Annotated in this window: 16 protein-coding genes and 1 riboswitch; of the genes, 11 read left to right on the top strand and 5 right to left on the bottom strand. The window is 74.0% G+C overall.

Features of this window, described 5'->3' with window-relative positions:
- Positions 1–124: 124 nt before the first annotated feature.
- Together ACFWVV_RS04560 and ACFWVV_RS04555 are read left to right on the top strand one after the other, a co-directional pair.
- Positions 125–1015, top strand: coding sequence for a neutral zinc metallopeptidase (locus tag ACFWVV_RS04560; protein ID WP_384349754.1), 891 nt, complete (start codon positions 125–127; stop codon positions 1013–1015).
- Positions 1016–1131: 116 nt separating this feature from the next.
- Complete coding sequence (locus tag ACFWVV_RS04555; RefSeq protein WP_384349751.1) at positions 1132–1551, top strand: VOC family protein; 420 nt, start codon at positions 1132–1134, stop codon at positions 1549–1551.
- Between the two features lie 84 nt (positions 1552–1635).
- Here the strand turns inward: ACFWVV_RS04555 and ACFWVV_RS04550 are convergent, their stop codons facing one another.
- The 3 genes from ACFWVV_RS04550 to ACFWVV_RS04540 all read right to left on the bottom strand — a co-directional run bounded on the left by ACFWVV_RS04550 (position 1636) and on the right by ACFWVV_RS04540 (position 5254).
- Positions 1636–3033, bottom strand: coding sequence for a hypothetical protein (locus ACFWVV_RS04550; RefSeq protein ID WP_384349748.1), 1398 nt, complete (start codon positions 3031–3033; stop codon positions 1636–1638).
- Positions 3034–3215: 182 nt separating this feature from the next.
- Positions 3216–4343: an alpha/beta hydrolase family protein gene (locus ACFWVV_RS04545; RefSeq protein ID WP_384349746.1), complete on the bottom strand. Its 1128-nt coding sequence runs from the start codon at positions 4341–4343 to the stop codon at positions 3216–3218.
- A 161-nt stretch (positions 4344–4504) separates the two neighbouring features.
- Complete coding sequence (locus ACFWVV_RS04540) at positions 4505–5254, bottom strand: class II aldolase/adducin family protein (RefSeq protein WP_384349743.1); 750 nt, start codon at positions 5252–5254, stop codon at positions 4505–4507.
- A gap of 333 nt (positions 5255–5587) precedes the next feature.
- Here ACFWVV_RS04540 and ACFWVV_RS04535 point away from each other — a divergent pair, with 333 nt between their 5' ends.
- The 7 genes from ACFWVV_RS04535 to ACFWVV_RS04505 all read left to right on the top strand — a co-directional run bounded on the left by ACFWVV_RS04535 (position 5588) and on the right by ACFWVV_RS04505 (position 14071).
- On the top strand, positions 5588–6841 hold the full coding sequence (locus tag ACFWVV_RS04535; RefSeq protein WP_384349740.1) for an anion permease: 1254 nt from the start codon (positions 5588–5590) through the stop codon (positions 6839–6841).
- A gap of 30 nt (positions 6842–6871) precedes the next feature.
- Entirely contained in the window at positions 6872–7093 is a 222-nt protein-coding gene (locus ACFWVV_RS04530; RefSeq protein ID WP_384349739.1) for a hypothetical protein, read from the top strand.
- Between the two features lie 143 nt (positions 7094–7236).
- Positions 7237–7379, top strand: a riboswitch (cobalamin riboswitch).
- 36 nt (positions 7380–7415) lie between these two features.
- Complete coding sequence (locus tag ACFWVV_RS04525) at positions 7416–8438, top strand: cobalamin biosynthesis protein (protein WP_384349736.1); 1023 nt, start codon at positions 7416–7418, stop codon at positions 8436–8438.
- Positions 8435–9994 (top strand): cobyric acid synthase, encoded by a 1560-nt coding sequence (locus tag ACFWVV_RS04520; protein ID WP_384349733.1) that lies wholly within the window; start codon positions 8435–8437, stop codon positions 9992–9994. Before ACFWVV_RS04525 ends, ACFWVV_RS04520 begins: the two co-directional genes overlap by 4 nt.
- A gap of 67 nt (positions 9995–10061) precedes the next feature.
- On the top strand, positions 10062–12125 hold the full coding sequence (locus tag ACFWVV_RS04515; RefSeq protein ID WP_384349730.1) for a putative cobaltochelatase: 2064 nt from the start codon (positions 10062–10064) through the stop codon (positions 12123–12125).
- Entirely contained in the window at positions 12126–12725 is a 600-nt protein-coding gene (cobO, locus tag ACFWVV_RS04510) for a cob(I)yrinic acid a,c-diamide adenosyltransferase (protein WP_384349727.1), read from the top strand.
- Complete coding sequence (locus tag ACFWVV_RS04505) at positions 12719–14071, top strand: cobyrinate a,c-diamide synthase (RefSeq protein WP_384349725.1); 1353 nt, start codon at positions 12719–12721, stop codon at positions 14069–14071. The genes cobO and ACFWVV_RS04505 overlap by 7 nt, the downstream gene beginning before the upstream one ends.
- 8 nt (positions 14072–14079) lie before the next feature.
- On the opposite strand, the gene ACFWVV_RS04500 is transcribed toward ACFWVV_RS04505, so the two are convergent.
- Positions 14080–14808, bottom strand: a complete 729-nt coding sequence (locus tag ACFWVV_RS04500) for a ZIP family metal transporter (protein ID WP_384349723.1) — start codon at positions 14806–14808, stop codon at positions 14080–14082.
- 218 nt (positions 14809–15026) lie between these two features.
- Here ACFWVV_RS04500 and ACFWVV_RS04495 point away from each other — a divergent pair, with 218 nt between their 5' ends.
- Complete coding sequence (locus ACFWVV_RS04495) at positions 15027–15425, top strand: cobalamin biosynthesis protein (RefSeq protein ID WP_384349720.1); 399 nt, start codon at positions 15027–15029, stop codon at positions 15423–15425.
- A gap of 7 nt (positions 15426–15432) precedes the next feature.
- Complete coding sequence (gene cobC, locus ACFWVV_RS04490; RefSeq protein ID WP_384349717.1) at positions 15433–16491, top strand: Rv2231c family pyridoxal phosphate-dependent protein CobC; 1059 nt, start codon at positions 15433–15435, stop codon at positions 16489–16491.
- A gap of 373 nt (positions 16492–16864) precedes the next feature.
- On the opposite strand, the gene ACFWVV_RS04485 is transcribed toward cobC, so the two are convergent.
- The gene (locus tag ACFWVV_RS04485) at positions 16865–17353 is read right to left on the bottom strand and encodes a MarR family winged helix-turn-helix transcriptional regulator (RefSeq protein ID WP_384349716.1); all 489 of its coding nucleotides are present in this window, start codon (positions 17351–17353) and stop codon (positions 16865–16867) included.
- Positions 17354–17412 lie beyond the last annotated feature (59 nt).

Here is a 17412-nt window from a genome sequence, read left to right as displayed (position 1 = left end):
GGTGCGGGGTGGCGCGCTGCGCCCAAGGGCGCATCGGGATGAATTGCCCGATACTCGGCGCAGGGTGGCGGATCGCCGTCGCCGGGCCGGTTGTGGCAGCGCAAGCAGAGGGTGGTGTGGCCCCGTGCAGTTCGACGACGACGCCAATCTGGACTCATCGGAGGTCCGGGATGTCCGCGGCAGCCGGATTCCCGGGGGAAAGGCCACGATCGGCGGAGGCGTCGTCGGCTTCATCGCCCTGATCCTGGGAGTGCTCTTCGGGGTGGGCCCCGACCAGCTCGGGCTCTCCTCCGGCGACGAGGAACCGGCCACGTCCGCCTCCTCGCAGGCCCAGGTGCAGCAGGACTGCAGGACGGGCCGGGACGCGAACACCAAGGAGGACTGCCGGATCCTCGGTGTCGTCAACAGCGTGCAGGACTTCTGGCGGCAGGAGTTCGACCGGCGCGGTGCGCGGTACGGGGACGCCAAGACGGTCTTCTTCACCGACCGGGTCGGCACGGCGTGCGGCACCGCCTCCTCGGCGGTGGGCCCCTTCTACTGCCCCGGTGACCGGCAGGTCTATCTGGACCTCGGCTTCTTCACCGAGCTGCGGACCAAGTTCGGCTCCTCCGGCGGCCCGTTCGCGCAGGCGTACGTGGTGGCGCACGAGTACGGGCACCACATCCAGAACACGATGGGGACACTGGCCCGCTCGCAGGACGGCCGGCAGGGCGCGAACAGCAACGCGGTGCGGGTGGAGCTCCAGGCGGACTGCTACGCCGGAGTGTGGGCGCGGCACGCGACCCGTACGCCGGACAAGAAGACGGGCAGGCCGCTGATCACCCGGTTGACGGACGACGACATCAGGGACGGGCTGGACGCGGCGGCGGCGGTCGGCGACGACAGGATCCAGGAGAAGTTCCAGGGGCGGGTGACTCCGGAGACCTGGACGCACGGGTCGGCGGCCCAGCGCCAGCAGTGGTTCTACACCGGGTTCGAGTCCGGCGACATGGGCCGGTGCAACACCTTCCGCTGACCCTCTCCCCCGCCCGGGCTGCGGCGACGGCTGCCGGGAGGCCGATTGTCAGTGCCGGGTGCCAGACTGAGATCCACGTCACACCACCCGGTGCGGCGGACGACCGAGGGGCCGAGATGTCCGAGCTCGCGCAGATCAGTCCGACCTACCTGTACGCCGACGCGAAGGCGGCGATCCGGATGCTGAAGGAGGCGTTCGGCTTCCGGGAGATCGCGTTGTACGAGGACGAGCACGATCCGTCCGTGGTCACGCACGCCGAGCTGGCGTACGGCAACGGCGTGGTGATGCTGGGCTCCAAGGGCCGCCCGGGGCTCTTCGCGCAACTGATGGACGAGGCGGGCCCGGCCAGCGCCTATGTGGTGGTGGAGGACGCCGACGCCCACTTCGAGCGGGCCGAGGCGTTCGGCCTTGAGGTGCTGATGCCGCCCACCGACCAGGAGTACGGCTCCCGCGACTACATGGTCAGGGATGCCGAGGGCAACATCTGGAGCTTCGGCACCTATCGGCCGGGCGCGCACTCCCCCGGGGCCGCCTGACCGGGCGGCCACCGCGTTGGTGCCCCCCCGGGGTGCGGGTGCGTCCGGGGGCGGGTCCTCTGTCCCGGGGGCGGGTCCGTCCGGTCAGACGCCGCCGGTGTGCACCTGGAATGCGGCCCGGCGCACGGCCTTCGCGAGGGCCGGGTCCGGGTGTGCGGCGGCGAGCGCGACCAGGACCTGGACGGTGCGCGGGTGGCCCACGGACCGGACCTCGTCGAGCAGGGCGGGGACGCTGCCCTGGACGGCCGATTCGAGGTGGCGGACCAGCAGCTCGCTCTCGCCGTGGTCGGCCACGGCCGCCGCGGTGTCGACCCAGAGCCAGGTGGACTCCTCGCGGGTGAGCCGGTCGTGGGCCTCCTCGGGGTCGACGCCCTCGTGCTCGGCGAGCCACAGCAGCGCGTAGGGGCGCAGCGCGATCTCGTCGGCGGCGGCCCGCACCTCGGACTCGGCGGGCGCGCCGACGACGCGCAGGGCCTCGAAGGCGAGTCCGCGGAGCAGGGCGTCCTCGCCGCGGGCCACTTCGAGGAGTTCGAGGACGGCGGTGCCGACGGTCCGGGCGGCCAGCCAGGCCCGGTACTCGGCGCGGGCCGGTCCCGGGGTGAGCCGGGCGCAGCCGGCCAGCATGGCGTCGGCGGACTGCTCGATGTTCCCCGCGGGGCTCTGCGCGGCGACGCAGATCTGCTCCAGCTTGACCCAGACCGCCCAGCTGCCGAGCGGGGTCAGGGTCGCCTGGCCCTCGCCGAGGGTCAGGGCGCCGACGGAGGCCAGGCCGGCGAGTGCCCAGTCGAGGAGGGAGGAGAGCGGGGCGGGAGCGGTGTGCGGGGTGGACTGCGCCGGGATGCCGTGCAGGGGCGGCGGGACCTCGCAGCGCTCCTCGTGCAGTTCGGCGACGCGCTGCTCGAGCAGGTCGAGCAGGGCCGGTACGAGGACGGGGCCGGCCGAGAGCTGGAGGAGGGAGAGCACCTGGGGGACGGATTCCACGACCTCGGCGACGGTCACCGGGGTGATGCCCTCGGGCGCGGGGTGGACGATCGACCAGGCGTCGAACAGGGCGACCCAGCCGCGCAGCACCGCCGCGTCGTCGCGGTCCCAGGCACGCAGCCGCCACCCGGGGCGGGCGTTGGCGCCGTGGATCTCGACGAGGCCGGCGAGGCGGGCGCGGTCCCAGCCCGCGCGGACCTGGGCCTCGGTCAGGCGCAGCGCTTCGGCGGCGCGCTCGGCGGAGGCGTCGGAGAGGGTGCCGGCCTGGCCGGGGCGGGGGGCGGCGCCCCGGGCGCGCTCGGTGTCGGCCCAGCGGGCGACCCTTGCCGCGTCGGCGAGGACGGCTCGGGCGTGACGGGCCAGTTCCGCCTGGGCCGGGGTGCCCTCGGGAGGGCGGGGTGCCGGGCGGGTACGCCGGTTCGTCACGGCCCTGCGGGCGGTGGCGAGGGGTCGCGGGCGGACAAGTCGGAGCCTGGAGTCGCGCGGTGTACGGGACGTCACGTGGAGCAGTGTCACCGCTGACCGCCCGAAAGCCCAAACGGAACGTGTCCCCCCGGCTCCGTTCCGGTCAGCCCGGCGGGCCTCGTGCCCGGCCTCGCATCCGTCCTGGCGACTGCCCGGCGGGGGTACGAGGACGGGCCGTGCAGCCGCGTGACGGCGCGGCCCGCCGGGCCGTGGCGGGGCTACATCAGCGGGGTGAGGAAGCGGCGGAGGGACTCCTCGTAGGCGGCGGGGTCCGCGTTCCACATCGCCCCGTGGGACGCGTCGGGCACGGGGTGGAGGGTGACCAGGTCGGGGCGGGCGGCCGCCAGGTCGCGCGAGGGGCCCCACGGTGCGACGGTGTCGCCGGGCCCGTGGAAGATCAGCGCGGGCACGCGCAGCCCGCCCGGTGCGGCGGCCTCGCGCAGCCGGTCGCCGTGCGGCCCCGTGCTGCCCTGCGCCGCCCGAACCGCGAGCGGCAGGATCGCCGCCGGGACGCGGCGTACCGAGGCGAGGGAGCGGACGGTGGCCTCCCAGTCCAGCACCGGGGAGTCGAGGACCAGTCCGGAGACCAAGTGGCGGACCGCCGAGGTGGTCGCCGCGTGCAGCGCCATCGCGGCCCCGGTGGACCAGCCGTAGAGGATGAGGCGCTGGGCGCCCTGCCGCGCGGCGTGCCGGATCGCCGCGTCCAGGTCGCGCCACTCCGAGTCCCCGAGGTGGCCGAGGCCGTCCGGGGAGGGAGGTGCGCCCGCATCGCCCCGGTAGGCGAGGTCGAGGACCGGGATCCGATAGCGGTGCAGGAGCCCGAGGACGTTGAGGGGGTGTTCACGGGTGGTGCCGAGGCCGTGCACGGCGATCACCCAGGTGGTGCGGCTCCCGGGCACGAACCAGGCCGGCAGCGGCCCGAGTTCGCCCATGACGTCGACGTCGGTGAAGTGGATGCCGAGTGCGGAGTGGGGGTCGCCGGTGTGGACGCACGGGGTCAGCCTGACCTTGGTGCCCGGGGCGAGGGAGCCCCGGGTGACCCGTTCCAGGCGGCGTACGACCGTGTCCGCCTCGTGCGGTGCCGCTTCCAGGACGGGGCCGACGACCGCGTGCACCCCCTCGCCCTCCAGCCCGTACACACCGGGCCGCAGCGTGCCGAGGCCGCGTGTCAGCGTGACCTCGCCGGGGGCCGTGGAGTGCACGGTGACGCGGGCTTCGGCGGCCAGGGGCCGGCCGGGCGAGGCCTTGAGGGCGGCGTCGCCGGCGTACCGGGCGGCCGCGACCGCGGCGGCGCCGATGCCGATCAGGGTGGTGACGGCCGCTGCCGTCGCTTTAGCCGGGTGCACCGCTTCAGTGTCCGTACTGCCGGCCCGCACGGCCAGTGGGCGGGGCCCGCCGGGGGCACGCCGCCCGGAGCCGTGCCCGGTGTCCGTGGCCGGGAGGCATGGCCCGCAGGACGTGGCCGGTATTGAGTGATGAATAACGTGATCTTGCGCGGCCCCGGCCCTCAGCCCCGCTGCCCGTAGTCCCGCAGCTGTTCCTTGACCTCGTCCAGGTCGGTGTCGCTCAGGAGGGTCGGGGAGCGCCCGGGGACGGAGGAGGCGGTGAGCCACAGGCGGCACATCCACTCCAGCTGGGCGGTGCGGTCGTAGGCCTGGTCGAGGGTGTCGCCGTAGGTGAGGGTGCCGTGGTTCCGCAGGAGGCAGCCGGTCCGCTCGCGCAGCGCGCGCAGCGCGTTCTGGGCCAGCTCCTCGGTCCCGTAGGTCGCGTAGGGCGCGGTGCGTATCTCGCCTCCCATGGCGGCGGCCATGTAGTGGACCAGCGGCAGCCGGTCGACCAGGGTGGAGACGGCGGTGGCGTGCACGGCGTGGGTGTGCACGACTGCGCGCGCGCCGGTCGCCCGGTAGAGGGCGAGGTGCAGGGGGAGTTCGCTGGTGGGGGTGAGTGCGCCGAGGATCTGGCGGCCGTCGAGGCCGACGCCGACGGCGTCCTCCGGGCGGAGCCGGTCGTAGGGGACGCCGCTCGGGGTGAGGAGGATCAGTCCGCCGACCCGGACCGAGACGTTGCCCGAGGTGCCGACGACCAGGCCGTCCGCCACCGAGCGGCGCGCGGTGTCCACCAGGTCCCGCCAGGCGCGTGCCACCGCGTCGGGTGATTCCGGCGGTCGCGTCCCGTCCACCCCGCCGGTTCCGTACGCCCCGCCGGTTCCGTCCACCCCATCGGCTCCGTACGCCGCATGCGCCTCGTCGCTCGTCATGGGCCGCATCCTGCCAGCCGCCCGCGGGGACGGCGCGGGGCCGGTGCCAAGCCGTCGCGCCCGGTCAGCCGTACGGGACGACTCGCGCAGTTCGGTGACGGCCGGGGCCACCTCCGGGTGACCAGGATCTCTTCCGCGGCTCACTCGGGCGGTTGAGCACCTTCGCGCACGGTTGACGACCCGGGCGCCGCCCGGCCGCGCCGCCGTTCCGGTGATTTTCGGGGCAGCGGTCCCGCGTTTCGGGTCACCACAACGCCCTTCTCAGTTCATCTTCCGTTCACTCAGGTTGCTTACGTTCCTACAGCCACTGACCTCAAACGATTGCCTGGGTAAATGGAACACATCACGCTCCTCCTCGGAATCGTGATCGTCACCGCTCTCGTGTTCGATTTCACGAACGGTTTCCACGACACTGCCAACGCGATGGCCACCACCATCTCGACCGGCGCACTCAAGCCCAAGACGGCGGTGGCCATGTCCGCCGTGCTCAACCTCATTGGTGCGTTTCTCTCCGTCGAGGTCGCCAAGACGATCTCCGGTGGGCTCATCAACGAGAGCGGCATCACCACGGAAGTGATCTTCGCGGCGCTCGTCGGCGCGATCCTCTGGAACCTGTTGACCTGGCTGATCGGCCTGCCGTCCAGTTCCTCCCACGCACTCTTCGGCGGCCTCATCGGCGCCACCCTGATGTCGGTCGGCACCTCCGGCGTGAACGGCAGCGTCGTCATCACCAAGGTGCTGCTGCCCGCCATCGCGGCACCGCTCGTCGCCGGTCTCGCCGCGTACCTCGCCACCAAGCTCACCTTCAAGCTGGCGGGCAAGACGGACGAGAAGTCCACCGCGAAGGGCTACCGGGCGGGTCAGATCGCCTCGGCCGGCCTGGTCTCGCTGGCGCACGGCACCAACGACGCGCAGAAGACCATGGGTGTCATCACCCTGGCCCTGGTCACCGGCAACGTCCTGGCCCCGGGCTCCAACCCCCCGATGTGGGTCATCGTCTCGGCCGGTGTGGCCATCGCGCTCGGCACCTACCTCGGCGGCTGGCGCATCATCCGCACCATGGGCACCGGCCTCACCGACCTCAGGCCGCCGCAGGGCTTCGCTGCCCAGACCGGTGCCGCCACGGTCATCCTGGCCTCCTCGCACCTCGGCTTCTCCCTCTCCACCACCCAGGTCTGCTCCGGCTCCGTGATGGGTGCGGGTCTCGGCCGCAAGGGCGGCGTGGTCCGCTGGTCGACCGCGACCCGGATGTTCGTCGCCTGGGGTCTGACCCTCCCGGCCGCCGGCCTTGTCGCCGCCGGGGCGGAGTTCCTCACCGGGCAGGGCGCCTGGGGCGTCACCGCCACCGCGGTGCTGCTGGTCGCGGGCTCCGCGGCGATCTGGGTGCTGTCCCGCCGCAAGCCGGTCACCGCCGACGACCTCGACTCGACGCAGTCCGCGTCCGAACCCGCCGGTGTCGTCACCACCGCCATCGCGGCCGTCACCCCGCCCCCCGCCGGCCTCCTGGCCACCGACGGCCTCAGGGCCACCCTGCACTCCCCCGCCGCGAGCCCCGCCGAACCGGCCCGCCCGGCCGCCTCGGTCTGAGCGGCCCCGGAACTCTAGGAAAGCGACCGCATGAACATCGACTGGGCAGCTCTCGGCAGCGTCTTCGGCGTCAGCCTCGTGGCCACCGTCTCCCTGGTGGGCCTGTTCACCCTCGGCATCGTGGGCCTCTCCAAGCAGCAGTCGGCCGCCGCCTCCGGCGGTTCGGCGACCGCGGCGCGCACCGGCGCGTACGCCTGCTTCGCGCTGTGCGCGGCGGCCGTGGCGTACGGGATCTACCTGATCGTCATCTGACGCCCCGCCGTCCTCCGGCGCCCGCGAGCCCCGGACGTCCGCATTCCTTCGAGCCGCCCCGCGCCCCGTGCGCGGGGCGGCTCGTCGCGTGCGGGGTGGTGCTTCGGCGCACCGCCTCCCGCAGGTCAACCCCAGGTTGACGGTTGTTCGCAGGGCGTGGTGGACTGCCCGAGCCAATACGGCGGCATGGAGAGGAAGCCGGTGCGAATCCGGCGCGGTCCCGCCACTGTCACGTGCGACCCCGGTCGTCACGAAGCCAGGAACTCCCAGCCGCTCGTCACGTCGAACCAGGGCGCGGACCCTGAGTTAAGGACACTTCGCCATGCCCGGCTGCGGTTCACGCGGTTCAGCCCTTGTGCCTGCCCCGTCCGCCCTGTCCTCCCCCGCCCATGTCTTCGCCTGGGGCGCGGCCGCCGGATTCCTCGGCGACCTGCTGCTCGGCGACCCGCGCAGGGGCCACCCGGTGGCCGCCTTCGGCCGTGCCGCAGGAGCGGTCGAGCAGGCGCTGTGGCGCGACGACCGGGGGCGCGGCGCACTGCACACCCTTCTCTGCGTCGGCTCCGCCGCCGGGGCCGCCGCACTCGCCGCACGGGCGGTGCGCCACTCCCCCGTCGCCTCCGTCGTGCTGACCGCCGCCGCCACGTGGTCGGTCGTCGGCGGTACGTCGCTGGGCCGCGAGGCCGGGGCGATCGGCGGGGCGCTCGCCGCGGGCGACCTCGACGTGGCGCGCGAGCGGCTGCCGCACCTGTGCGGCCGGGACCCGCAGGCCCTGGACGGGCAGCAGATGGCGCGTGCCGTGGTGGAGTCCGTCGCCGAAAACACCTCGGACGCGGTGGTGGGCGCGCTGGTGTGGGGGGCGGTCGGCGGGGTGCCGGGGCTGGTGGCGTTCCGCGCAGTGAACACCCTGGACGCGATGGTCGGACACAAGTCGGCGCGCCACCGGCGCTTCGGGTGGGCTTCCGCGCGCCTGGACGACGTGGCGGGCTGGCCGGGCGCCCGGCTGACGGCCGCCCTCGCGGTCCTCGCCGGGGACGACCCGCGGGGGGCGCTGCGGGCCTGGCGCGCGGATGCGGCCAGCCACCCCAGCCCCAACGCGGGCCCCGTGGAGGCCTCGTTCGCGGGCGCGCTGGGCGTGCGGCTGGGCGGCACGCTCGCCTACGCAGGACGCGTCGAGAACCGGGCCGTGCTCAACGGGGAGACGGGCCGCCCCGTCGAGGTGGCGGACATCGAACGCGCGGTGCGGCTCTCGCTCCGGGTGAACCTGCTGGCCCTTGCCGTGTGTGCGGCCGGGCGCCTCGCCCTCGGGCGGGCAGCCCGCGGGCGCGCGAAGGGGACGAAGGCATGAGCGGTGGCGGGCTGTTGGTGGCGGGGACCACGTCGGACGCGGGCAAGAGCGTCGTCACGGCGGGAATCTGCCGGTGGCTGGTGCGCCAGGGGGTGAAGGTCGCCCCGTTCAAGGCGCAGAACATGTCGCTGAACTCGTTCGTGACCCGCGAGGGCGCGGAGATCGGGCGCGCCCAGGCGATGCAGGCCCAGGCCGCCCGCGTCGAGCCGACCGCGCTGATGAACCCCGTACTCCTGAAGCCGGGCAGCGACCGCTCCAGCCAGGTGGTGCTGCTGGGCAAGCCGGTGGGCGAGATGAGCGCGCGCGGCTTCTTCGGCACGGCCGGCGGCAAGGAGTACGGCGAGGGTGTCCAGGGCGGCCACCGCGAGGCGCTGCTCGGCACGGTGACACAGTGCCTGGCCGAGCTGCGCGAGAGTTACGACGCGGTGATCTGCGAGGGGGCGGGGAGCCCCGCCGAGATCAATTTGCGCCGTACCGACATCGTGAACATGGGCATCGCCCGCGCCGCGGACTTCCCCGTCGTGGTGGTGGGCGACATCGACCGGGGCGGCGTCTTCGCGTCCTTCTTCGGTACGACCGCGCTGCTCGCCGGTGAGGACCAGCGGCTGATCGCGGGGTACCTGGTGAACAAGTTCCGCGGTGACGTCTCGCTGCTGGAGCCGGGGCTCGACATGCTGGAGAACCTCACCGGGCGCAGGACGTACGGCGTGCTGCCGTACGCGCACGGGCTCGGCATCGACGAGGAGGACGGGCTGCGGGTCTCGATGCGCGGTGCGGTACGGGAATCGGTGGTCGCGCCGCCGTTCGGTGAGGACGTGCTGCGGGTCGCGGTGTGCGCGGTGCCGCTGATGTCGAACTTCACCGATGTGGACGCGCTGGCCGCCGAGCCGGGCGTGGTCGTGCGTTTCGTGGACCGGGCCGAGGAGCTGGCCGACGCGGACCTGGTGGTGGTGCCGGGGACGCGGGGCACGGTCAGGGCGCTGGCGTGGCTGCGGGAGCGCGGGCTCGCCGACGCCCTGGTGCGGCGGGCGGCCGAGGGGCTGCCGGTCCTGGGGATCTGCGGGGGGTTCCAGGTGCTCGGGGAGCGCATCGAGGACGAGGTGGAGTCCCGGGCGGGAGTGGTGGACGGCCTGGGCCTGCTGCCGGTGCGGGTGCGGTTCGCCCGGGAGAAGACCTTGGCGCGGCCGGTGGGTTCGGCGCTCGGGGAGGTGGTGGAGGGCTACGAGATCCACCACGGGGTGGCCGAAGTCCTGGGCGGGGAAGCCTTCTTGGACGGGTGCCGGAGGGGTGCCGTGTGGGGTACGCACTGGCACGGGTCGCTGGAGAGCGACACCTTCCGGCGCGCGTTCCTGCGGGAGGTCGCGGCGGCCACCGGGCGACGGTTCGTGCCGGCGCCGGACACCAGCTTCGGGGCGCTGCGCGAGGAGCAGTTGAACAAGCTCGGCGACCTGATCGAGGAGCACGCGGACACGGACGGACTGTGGCGGCTGATCGAGTCGGGGGCGCCGGTCGGGTTGCCCTTCGTGCCGCCGGGGGCGCCGGAGGTACGCGGATGAGAAGTGCCGTACGCGCAACAGCGGTTGCGGCTGTGACAGCTGTGCCAGGAACCACTATGGAGGCCGCATGAGTACGCCCTACCCCTTCACCGCGATCGTCGGACAGGACGACCTGAGGCTCGCCCTGCTGCTCAACGCCGTGTCCCCGGCGGTCGGCGGGGTGCTGGTGCGCGGTGAGAAGGGGACCGCGAAGTCCACCGCCGTGCGCGCGCTGGCGGCACTGATGCCGCAGGTGGCGGTGGTCGCGGGGTGCCGGTTCTCGTGTGATCCGGCGGCACCCGACCCGGCGTGTCCCGATGGGCCGCATCCGGGTGCCGGCGGCGTGTCGCGGGACGCCCGGACCGTGGAGCTGCCGGTCGGCGCTTCCGAGGACCGCCTGGTGGGTGCGCTGGACATCGAGCGGGCGCTCAGCGAGGGCGTGAAGGCGTTCGAGCCGGGACTGCTCGCGGACGCCCACCGCGGGATTCTGTACGTGGACGAGGTCAATCTCCTCCATGACCATTTGGTGGACCTCCTGCTCGACGCCGCCGCCATGGGCGCGTCGTACGTCGAGCGCGAGGGTGTGTCCGTACGGCATGCCGCGCGGTTCCTGCTGGTCGGGACGATGAACCCCGAGGAGGGCGAGCTGCGGCCGCAGTTGCTCGACCGGTTCGGGCTGACCGTGGAGGTGGCCGCGTCCCGGGACACCGATCTGCGGGTGGAGGTCGTACGCCGTCGGCTCGCCTACGACGACGACCCGGCGGGGTTCGCCGCCAAGTGGGCCGGGGAGGAGGCCGACCTCCGGGAACGGATCGTCGCGGCACGGGCCCTGCTGCCGCACGTCCGCCTCGGTGATGACGCCCTCCGTCAGATCGCCGCGACCTGCGCCGCGTTCGAGGTCGACGGCATGCGGGCGGACATCGTGATGGCCCGCACCGCGACCGCGCTGGCCGCGTGGGCCGGGCGCGAGGACGTGGCTGAGGAGGACGTACGGCAGGCCGCGCTGCTGGCGCTGCCGCACCGGCGGCGGCGCAATCCGTTCGACGCTCCCGGCCTCGACGAGGACAAGCTCGACGAGACGCTGGAGCAGAACAGCCCCCCGCAGACCGACGGGGACGGCGACGACCCTGACACCGACCCTGACGGGCCGGGCGGCGGCGGTCTCCCGCCGCAGCGCGACGGTGACGGCGGCGGCAGCCCCGACGCTCCGGAGCAGGGCGGGTCGGAGCAGGGCGAGACGCCCGAGCCGCCGGCGGACCAGCCCGAGCAGCAGCCCGCCCCGACCGGGAAGGGCGCGGGCGAGCAGCCCGCCGCCACGGCCGCCGAGCCGTTCCGCACAAAGATGCTGAGCGTGCCCGGCCTCGGCGAGGGTGCGGCGGGGCGCAGGTCCAGGGCGCGCACCGAGCACGGCCGTACGACGGGTGCGGTACGGCCCCGGGGCACGCTGACCAAGCTCCACCTGGCGGCCACCGTGCAGGCCGCCGCGCCGCACCAGCGGGCGCGCGGGCGCAGCGGGCGCGGTCTCGTGGTGCGCCGGGACGATCTGCGGCAGGCGACACGGGAGGGGCGCGAGGGGAATCTGGTGCTCTTCGTGGTGGATGCTTCCGGGTCCATGGCGGCCCGGCAGCGGATGAGCGCGGTGAAGGGTGCGGTGCTGTCGCTGCTGCTGGACGCCTACCAGCGGCGGGACAAGGTCGGCCTGGTGACCTTCCGGGGCAAGGAGGCGGAGGTGGCGCTGCCGCCGACGTCGTCGGTGGACGCCGCGGCGGCGCGTCTTGAACTGCTGCCGACGGGCGGCCGTACTCCGCTGGCGGCAGGCCTGCTGAAGGCGCATGACGTGCTGCGGGTGGAGCGGCTGCGGGATCCGTCGCGGCGGCCGCTGCTGGTGGTGGTGACGGACGGGCGGGCGACCGGGGGTCCAGAGCCCGTGGCGCTGGCCGGGCGGGCGGCACGGCTGCACGAGGCCGAGGGCATCGCCTCGGTCGTCGTGGACTGCGAGTCGGGGATGGTGCGGCTCGGTCTCGCGGCCGAGCTGGCAAGGGAGTTGGGCGGCACCGCCGTCACGCTGGACGAGCTGCGGGCGGACTCCATCGCCGGGCTGGTCAAGGACGTACAGGGCGCCGGTCGTGGCGCGTCGAGGAAGGCCGCTTAAATGCCGCAGGGACAGCCGGAATCCGTACCCGACGACGGGCTCACCACCCGCCAGCGCCGCAACCGGCCGCTGCTCATGGTGCACACGGGCATCGGCAAGGGGAAGTCGACGGCCGCGTTCGGCATGGCGCTCAGGGCCTGGAACCAGGGCTGGCCGATCGGGGTGTTCCAGTTCGTGAAGTCGGCGAAGTGGAAGGTCGGTGAGGAGAACGCGCTCAAGGCGCTCGGCGCCACGGGCGAGGGCGGGAGCGTCGCCTGGCACAAGATGGGCGAGGGCTGGTCGTGGGTGCAGCGCGACGACCAGAGCGACAACGAGGAGAAGGCCCGGGAGGGCTGGGAGCAGGTCAAGCGGGACCTGGCGGCAGAGACGTACAAGTTCTACGTGCTGGACGAGTTCGCGTACCCGCTGCACTGGGGGTGGATCGACGTGGACGAGGTCGTACGGGTGCTGCGCGACCGGCCGGGCACGCAGCACGTGGTGATCACCGGCCGGAACGCGCCGCAGGCGCTGCTGGACGCCGCCGATCTGGTCACCGACATGTCGAAGGTGAAGCACCCGATGGACGCGGGTCAGAAGGGGCAGCGGGGCATCGAGTGGTAGCACGGATCGTGGTGGCCGCGCCGTCGTCGGGCAGTGGGAAGACCACCGTCGCGACGGGGCTGATGGCTGCCTTCACCCGGCGCGGGCTCGCTGTCTCGCCGCACAAGGTGGGGCCGGACTACATCGATCCGGGCTACCACGCGCTGGCGACGGGGCGGCCGGGGCGCAACCTGGACGCGTACATGTGCGGGCCGGAGCTTATCGCTCCGCTCTTCGAGCACGGGGCTGCCGGGTGCGATCTGGCGATCGTCGAGGGCGTGATGGGCCTGTACGACGGGGCCGCGGGTCAGGGCGAGCTGGCGTCGACGGCGCAGGTGGCGAAGCTGCTGCGGGCGCCGGTGGTACTGGTGGTCGACGGGTCCTCGCAGTCGCGGTCGGTGGCGGCGCTGGTGCACGGGTTCGCGTCGTGGGACCCGGAGGTGCGGATCGGGGGCGTCATCCTGAACAAGGTGGGCTCGGACCGGCACGAGGAGCTGCTGCGGGAGGCGTTGGAGGGGTCGGGGGTTCCCGTGCTGGGCGCCCTGCGGCGGGCCAGGCAGGTGCGGACTCCTTCGAGGCATCTGGGGCTTGTGCCGGTTGCCGAGCGGCAGGCGGAGGCAGTCGAGGCGGTGGCGGCGCTTGCCGAGCAGGTGCGTGGGGGTGTGGACCTGGAGGCGGTACTGGCTCTGGCCCGGGGAGCCGGTGGCACGGGGGTCCGGCCCTGGGATCCCGGCGAGAAGGTGAGGGCCGCCGCAGCGGGCAGGAGGCCGGTGGTGGCGGTGGCGGCCGGGGCGGCGTTCACGTTCTCGTATGCGGAGCATGCGGAGTTGCTCGGTGCTGCCGGGGCCGCTGTGGTGCCGTTCGATCCGTTGCACGACGAGGAACTGCCCGAGGGGACGCGGGGGCTGGTGATCGGGGGCGGGTTCCCCGAGGTGTACGCGCCGGATTTGTCGGCCAATGAGCCGTTGCGGAAGGCCGTCGCCGAGCTCGCCCGTTCCGGGGCGCCGATCGCCGCCGAGTGTGCCGGGCTGCTGTATCTGGCGCGCTCGCTCGACGGGCAGCCCATGTGCGGCGTGCTGGACGCCGAGGCGCGGATGTCGGAGAAGCTGACGCTCGGGTACCGGGAGGCCGTGGCCGTCGGTGACAGTGCGCTGGCTGCCGCCGGGACACGGCTGCGCGGGCACGAGTTCCACCGTACGGTCATCGAGCCGGGGGCGGGGGCCGCGCCCGCATGGGGCATCACGCATCCGCAGCGCCGCGTCGAGGGCTTCGTACAGGACGGGGTGCACGCCAGCTATCTGCATACGCACTGGGCGGCCGCTCCGGAGATGGCGTACCGGTTCGTGGAGCGGTGCGGGCGGTCATGAGCGTGTACTCACTCCCCCGCCAGGCCTACCACCAGCCAGATAAAGCCCGCGCCCGCCACCGTGCACAGCAGTGTCGAGCGGGACGGGTGGTCGTGGTGGGCCTCGGGCAGGATCTCGGCCGCCGCCAGGTACAGCAGTACGCCGCCGAAGAAGCCGAGATAGCAGCCGAGCAGTTCGACCGGCAGGGTGAACAGGAGGGTGGAAGCCGCGCCCACCACCGGGGCCGCCGCGTCCGCGAACAGCATCGCCAGTGCCTTGCGGCGGGCGTTCCCGTACAGGCTGGTCAGGGTGTACGTGTTGAAGCCGTCGGCGAAGTCGTGGGCGATCACCGCGACCGCGACGGCGAGCCCCATGCTGCCGCCGACCTGGAAGGCGGCGCCGAGTGCGATGCCGTCCATCAGGCTGTGGCCGACCATGGCGCCGGCCGCGGTGAGCCCGATCTCGGGGACACGGGCGTGCTGGTCCGCGCCGTGCGAGGCCTGGCGGGAGGCGAGCAGGTGTTCCGCCACGTGTGCGGCGAGGAATCCGCCGACGAACAGCAGCAGCGCGGCGGGGACGCCGAAGAGTTCGCTGTCCGCTGCTTCCAGGGCCTCGGGCAGCAGGTCGAGACCGACCACGCCGAGCATCAGTCCGCCCGCCAGGCCCAGCACGAGGTGCCGCCGGTCGGTGACCCGCTGGGCGACCCAGCCTCCGACCAGCGTCATCAGGAACGCGCCGAGCGCGACAAAGACGGCCATGTGCTCTTGCTAGCCGATGGGCCCGGGAGCGCGCACCTCGGACGCGGCCGGTTCGCCGCGCGAAAGGATGTCCGGTGACCGGCCGGAACGGGGCGACGGACCCCGGGCGGATACCGGTTCCGGAGCGGGTGACGAGTCCGGTACCGGTGGAGGGTCCGGGGCGGGTACCGGTTCCGGGACGGGTGACGAGTCCGGTACCGGCGGAGGGTCCGGGGCGGGTGACCGTCGGGGTGGGGGCCTGTGAGGACGCGCCCGCCGACGAGTTGTACGAGCTGGTCGCCGGCGCGCTCGCGGGGGCCGGGCTGCCGCTCGCCGCCGTGACCGCGCTCGCCACCGTCGACGTGAAGGTCCGCGAGCGGGCGATCGTGGAGTGCGCGCGCCGACTGGACGTGCCGGTGCTGGCGTACGGGGCGGCGGAACTCGCCCGCGTGCGGGTGCCGCATCCGTCCGGGCGGGCACTCAGCGCGGTCGGCACGCCCTCCGTGGCGGAGGCGGCCGCACTCGTCGCCGGGGGCGCCGGGAGTGAACTCCTCGTACCCAAAAGGAAGTCGAACCCCGTGGGACGGCCCGCCATGGCGACGTGCGCGGTGGCCCTCACGCACCACACATCCAGCTGAGGCGGACATGCACACCACTGCGCGAACCCCGGTCCACGACCTGCGGCACCACGGCGACGCGGAGGTGCGGGGCACGGCCGGGCTGACGGATCTGGCGGTCAACGTGCGCGCGCACACTCCGCCGCACTGGCTGAAGGAACGCATCGCCGCGTCCCTGGACACCCTCTCCGCGTATCCGGACGGGCGTCCGGCGCGGGCGGCGGTGGCGGCGCGGCACGGGTTGCCGGTGGAGCGGGTGCTGTTGACGGCGGGGGCGGCGGAGGCGTTCGTACTGATCGCGCGTGCGGTGGCGGCCCGTCACCCGGTGGTGGTGCATCCGCAGTTCACCGAGCCGGAGGCGGCGCTGCGGGATGCCGGGCACGAGGTGGGGCGCGTGCTGCTGCGGGCCGGGGACGGGTTCCGGCTCGATGCGGCGTCGGTTCCCGACCGGGCCGATCTGGTGGTGGTCGGGAATCCCACCAACCCCACGTCGGTGCTGCACCCGGCCGCCCTGCTGGCCCGCCTCGCCCGTCCGGGGCGGACGCTGGTGGTGGACGAGGCGTTCATGGACGCGGTGCCGGGCGAGCCCGAGGCGCTGGTGGGCCGGACGGACGTGCCCGGCCTGGTGGTGCTGCGCAGTCTCACCAAGACGTGGGGTCTGGCGGGGCTGCGGATCGGCTACCTGACGGCGGCGCCCGAGACGGTCGCCCTGCTGGAGCGTGCGCAGCCGCTGTGGCCGGTGTCCACGCCGGCGCTGGTGGCGGCGGAGGCGTGCGTGTCGCCCAGGGGGCTGGCCGAGGCGGACGCGGCGGCCCGGGAGATCGAGGCGGACCGGGCCCATCTCGTGGCCGGACTGACCGGGACGGACGGCGTGGAGGTGGTGCCGCGGCCGCGCGGGTCGTTCGTACTGATACGGCTCGAAGGGGCCGCCGCGGTCCGCGAGCGGCTGCGCGGCGCGGGTTTCGCGGTGCGGCGCGGGGACACGTTTCCCGGGCTGGACGAGGGCTGGCTGCGGGTGGCGGTGCGGGACCGCGCGACGACGGACGGTTTTCTGCGGGAGCTGCGGAGGGCGCTGGGGCGCGCGTAGCGGGTGCCCGGCGCGATACGGCGGACGTGCTCCCAGGTCCTGACCCGCAGGATCCGCCGGGCGAATTCCCGGGGCCGGAACGGCGCGGAACTTTTGCGGCGGGGGCCGGGGTGGGGCGGGGCCCAGGTGTTCGGCTCCGCCGGGGGGCCGCCCCCTTGCCCGCCCGTTCCGCCCCCGGGGGGCGGCCCCGCCGCCCAAGGGGGCTGGGGGGTAGAGGGGTGCGCGCGGCCCCGCCGCCCCAAGGGGGCTGGGGAGAAGGGGTGCGGGCGGCCCCGCCGGCCAAGGGGACGGAGGAGAAGGGGTGCGCGCGGCCCCGCCGCCCAAGGGGGTGGGGGTGGGCGGCGCCGTCCCACAGGGGCGGGGGTGATCGGTACTAGCCGCAGCTCGGCTCGCCCTCGTCCTCCGCCGCCATCGGGCACAGGTTGCCCTGCACCTTGTCCAGCAGGCGGAGCAGTTCCGTCCGCTCCTCCTCCGCCAGTCCCGCCAGGGTCTGTTCCTCCAGTTCGGCCCAGGCGCCCATCACCCGCTCGCGCAGTACGCCGCTCTCCTCCGTGGCCTCCACCAGCGAGGCCCTGCGGTCCTTCGGATCGGGGCAGCGACGGACGTGGCCCGCCTGTTCCAGGCGCTGCAGAGACTTGGTGACGGTGGAGGGGTCGAGGCCGACGGCCTTGATCAGTTCCGACTGGCGGACCGGTCCCGCCTCCCACAGGCGCATCATCACGAACTCCTGCCCGGGGTAGAGCCCCAGGCAGCGCAGCACCCGCCCGGCGGCGACCCGGTGCAGCCTGGCCACCACGGACAGGGTGTGGCTGACCGGACCGCCGGCCGTCAGGCCGGGGCAGGCGGCGGGTTCGAGAGTCATCGGTGTTCCTCGGATCTGGTACGGGGCCGGGCGCGGCCCTGCGGACGTCCTGCCCACAG

The organism is Streptomyces sp. NPDC058663, assembly GCF_042716745.1.
Classification (GTDB): domain Bacteria; phylum Actinomycetota; class Actinomycetes; order Streptomycetales; family Streptomycetaceae; genus Streptomyces.
The sequence above is the reverse complement of the archived record's forward strand: the minus strand, read 5'-3'. Positions and strand labels throughout refer to the sequence as shown.

Coding starts and splice junctions, on each gene's coding strand:
- ACFWVV_RS04525 (WP_384349736.1), top strand. CDS start 7,416: ATGCCCGGCTGCGGTTCACGCGGTTCAGCCCTTGTGCCTGCCCCGTCC.
- cobO (WP_384349727.1), top strand. CDS start 12,126: ATGCCGCAGGGACAGCCGGAATCCGTACCCGACGACGGGCTCACCACC.
- ACFWVV_RS04535 (WP_384349740.1), top strand. CDS start 5,588: ATGGAACACATCACGCTCCTCCTCGGAATCGTGATCGTCACCGCTCTC.
- ACFWVV_RS04530 (WP_384349739.1), top strand. CDS start 6,872: ATGAACATCGACTGGGCAGCTCTCGGCAGCGTCTTCGGCGTCAGCCTC.
- ACFWVV_RS04500 (WP_384349723.1), bottom strand. CDS start 14,808: ATGGCCGTCTTTGTCGCGCTCGGCGCGTTCCTGATGACGCTGGTCGGA.
- ACFWVV_RS04485 (WP_384349716.1), bottom strand. CDS start 17,353: ATGACTCTCGAACCCGCCGCCTGCCCCGGCCTGACGGCCGGCGGTCCG.
- cobC (WP_384349717.1), top strand. CDS start 15,433: ATGCACACCACTGCGCGAACCCCGGTCCACGACCTGCGGCACCACGGC.
- ACFWVV_RS04520 (WP_384349733.1), top strand. CDS start 8,435: ATGAGCGGTGGCGGGCTGTTGGTGGCGGGGACCACGTCGGACGCGGGC.
- ACFWVV_RS04555 (WP_384349751.1), top strand. CDS start 1,132: ATGTCCGAGCTCGCGCAGATCAGTCCGACCTACCTGTACGCCGACGCG.
- ACFWVV_RS04515 (WP_384349730.1), top strand. CDS start 10,062: ATGAGTACGCCCTACCCCTTCACCGCGATCGTCGGACAGGACGACCTG.
- ACFWVV_RS04540 (WP_384349743.1), bottom strand. CDS start 5,254: ATGACGAGCGACGAGGCGCATGCGGCGTACGGAGCCGATGGGGTGGAC.